General features: G+C 77.3%; 3 protein-coding genes. All 3 read right to left on the bottom strand.

Translation table 11 applies throughout. The features are described 5' to 3' along the window. Positions 1–638: Wzz/FepE/Etk N-terminal domain-containing protein (locus AB0E96_RS40340; RefSeq protein WP_359831724.1), on the bottom strand; the 638-nt coding region annotated here is incomplete at its 3' end. A gap of 49 nt (positions 639–687) precedes the next feature. Then, positions 688–1,803 carry a glycosyltransferase gene (locus AB0E96_RS40335; protein WP_359831722.1) on the bottom strand — a complete coding sequence of 372 codons (1,116 nt, stop codon included), beginning with the start codon at positions 1,801–1,803 and terminating at the stop codon, positions 688–690. After that, positions 1,800–2,513: a polysaccharide deacetylase family protein gene (locus AB0E96_RS40330; RefSeq protein WP_359831720.1), complete on the bottom strand. Its 714-nt coding sequence runs from the start codon at positions 2,511–2,513 to the stop codon at positions 1,800–1,802. The genes AB0E96_RS40335 and AB0E96_RS40330 overlap by 4 nt, the downstream gene beginning before the upstream one ends. Between the last annotated feature and the right edge of the window lie 154 nt (positions 2,514–2,667).

Genomic DNA, 2,667 nt, shown 5'->3' with positions numbered 1-2,667 from the left:
GGCGCGGTCCGAGAGGCCCGCGCGGCCCGCAGGATCCGCGGCATCTCGGGGCTCCCGGCGGCCTCCGGCGTCCCCGCGCCGCCCCGGCGACGGGTCATCATCGCCAGCGCGCCCAGCAGCAGCCCGGCCGCGCCGCCGACCGCGACGTCCAGCTTCCCGGAGGGCGTGGTCGGCCTGTCCGGCGCGGCGGCCGGGGACAGCGTCACCAGCCGGACGTTGGTGTCCTTGCTGCTGGTGTTGGCGAACGCGACCAGCGAGCGGGCCACCGCGTCGGCGGTCAGGGCGGCCTCCTGGGGGTGCGGCCCGGTGCCGGTGATCTCGATCATCGGGGCGTCCGGGGAGGTCGTCCCGTGCACCAGGGACTCCAGTTCGGCGCGGGTGTGGCCGGTCTCGGCGGCCGCCTCCCCGAGCACCTGCGGCTGGCCGGCCAGCCGTCCGTACGCCTGGGCGAAGTTCGTCGCGATCGCGGCCTCCCCGGGGTTCTGCGCGACCACGAGGACGTAGGCGTTGGCGGCGTACGACGGGTCCGCGACGAGGGCGTACCCGGCGCCGGCCGCGGCGCCCAGCGGAACCGCGAGCACCACCGGCCACCAGCGGCGGACCAGGCGGCGGCGGGCGCTTCGGCGCGGTGTGGTCATGGGTGTTGCTCCTTGGGTCTGGTACGGCGGTTCCGGCGGTGGCGGGCGGTCAGCCGCGGGCCAGCCGGTCGTAGAGGGCGCCCAGGTCGCGGGCGACCCGGGCGATGTCGTAGTGGCCGACGGCCGGGGGGTGCGGCAGCGGGCCGGCGATGTGCCCGCTGAGCGGCCGCAGGTCGCGCAGCGCGGCGGCGTAGGCGGCGGCCTCGGAGGGCACGCGGCGGGCCTGGGGGGCGGCGCCGGGCGGCAGTTCGTCGAGCGCCGGGCAGGCGCTGTACCGCACCGGCAGCCCGGCCGCGAGGCCCTCCAGCACGCCCAGGCCGAAGGTCTCCGCGGTGGAGGGGGCGGCCAGCACGTCCAGGGCGGCCAGCAGCCCGGGCACGTCGTCGCGCTCCCCGGCGAGCACCAGGCGGCCCCGCACGCCGAGTTCCTCGGCCCGGCGCTCCAGCGCGGCGCGCTCCGGGCCGGCTCCGACGAGCACCAGCCAGGTGGCCGGGTCGAGCTCGGCGAGCGCCTCGACCAGGACCTCGAAGCGTTTGCCGGGCACCAGCCGGCCCACCCCGCCGATCACCCAGCTCCCGTGCGGCAGGCCCAGCTCGGCCCGCAGCCGGCGGCGGGTGGCGGTCCGTTCGGCGGGCGCGAGGCGGTACCGGGAGGACTCGATGCCGTTCGGGATCAGCTCGATCCGGGCCGCCGGGACGCCCCAGGAGCGCAGCGTCTGGGCGACCTGGCGGGAGACCGCGACGGTGGTGCTGCCGAGCCGTTCGGCCGCCAGGTAGAGGCCCTTGACCCCCCGGGTGACGGGGCGGCCCTCGATCACCCCGGCGTGCAGCGAGTGCTCGGTGGAGACCACCGCGCGCACCCCGGCCAGCCGGGCGGCGGTCCGGCCGTACAGCTGCGCCCGGTAGAGGTGGGTGTGCACCAGGTCGTAGCGGCCGGCCCGGACCAACCGGACCAGTCGGGGCAGCGCGCCGAGGTCCCGGTTGCCGCGCATGCCGAGGTGGTGGACGGTGACGCCGTCGGCGCGCAGCGCGGCGGCGACCGTGCCGGGGTTGGTCAGGGCGAGCACCTCGCACTGCTGGTGTGCCGGCAAGTGCCGCAGCAGCAGGTGGAGTTGGCGCTCGGCGCCGCCGGCGGCCAGACCGGTGACGATGTGCAGCACCCTCATGGCCGGTGCTCCCGACGGGTGTGGCGCAGCTCGGTGAGGGTGTCGCGCAGCCGGTGCCGGCCCCGCTTGGCGCGCAGCCGCCAGGCGCCGTCGCGGTCGCCGACGTAGCAGCGGGGCAGGGCGAAGCGGCCGGTGAGCGGGGAGTGCGCGATGGCGCAGGCGTGGTCGTACCCGGCGTCGCGCACGGCCAGGGCGGCGGCGAGGTCGACGGCGCCGTACGGGTAGCAGAAGCCGGTGACCCGGCCGCCGACGGCCTCCTCCAGCAGCCGCCGGCTCTCCCGGGCCTGGACGGCGAGGGCCTCGGGCGGCAGGCCGGGCAGCGCCCGGTGGCCGAGGCCGTGCGAGCCGATCTCCCAGCCGGCGGCGGCGAGTTCGGTGACCTCCTGGACGGTGAGCAGCTGCTTGCGCGGGCCTTCGGTGTCCCAGTCGTTGTCCCGGCCGAGCAGGTCGGCGACCACGTACGCGGTGGCGGTGAAGCCGTACGCCTGGAGGATCGGCACCGCGTACCGGGCGAAGTCGGCGTAGCCGTCGTCGAAGGTCAGGCCGACCAGTCCGGCGTCCCGGCCGAGGGCGCGGGCCCGCATCAGCTCGCGGACGGAGACGCCGCGCCGGCCGCTCCGGTGCAGCCAGGCGATCTGTTCGGCGAACCGATCGGGGCTGACGGTGAGCCGGTAGGGGTCCTCCTTCTCGACCGCCACCGAGTGGTACATCAGGATCCACGGCGAGGCGGCGCCGGGGAGCGGCGGTTCGTCGAGCGGGTGGGCGTTTCCGGGCGCAAGCAGATGTACCTGTCGCTGGTCACCGCAGCCATCGTGCTGGCGGCCTCGGCCGTGGTGGGCCGACGGCGGCGGGCCGCGGTGGCGG

This window comes from Kitasatospora sp. NPDC036755, from assembly GCF_040636595.1.
Classification (GTDB): domain Bacteria; phylum Actinomycetota; class Actinomycetes; order Streptomycetales; family Streptomycetaceae; genus Kitasatospora.
The sequence above is the reverse complement of the archived record's forward strand: the minus strand, read 5'-3'. Positions and strand labels throughout refer to the sequence as shown.

What these genes read in the sequence shown, in the direction of transcription:
- AB0E96_RS40335 (WP_359831722.1), bottom strand. Translation starts at nt 1,803, where the DNA reads ATGAGGGTGCTGCACATCGTCACCGGTCTGGCCGCCGGCGGCGCCGAG.
- AB0E96_RS40330 (WP_359831720.1), bottom strand. Translation starts at nt 2,513, where the DNA reads ATGTACCACTCGGTGGCGGTCGAGAAGGAGGACCCCTACCGGCTCACC.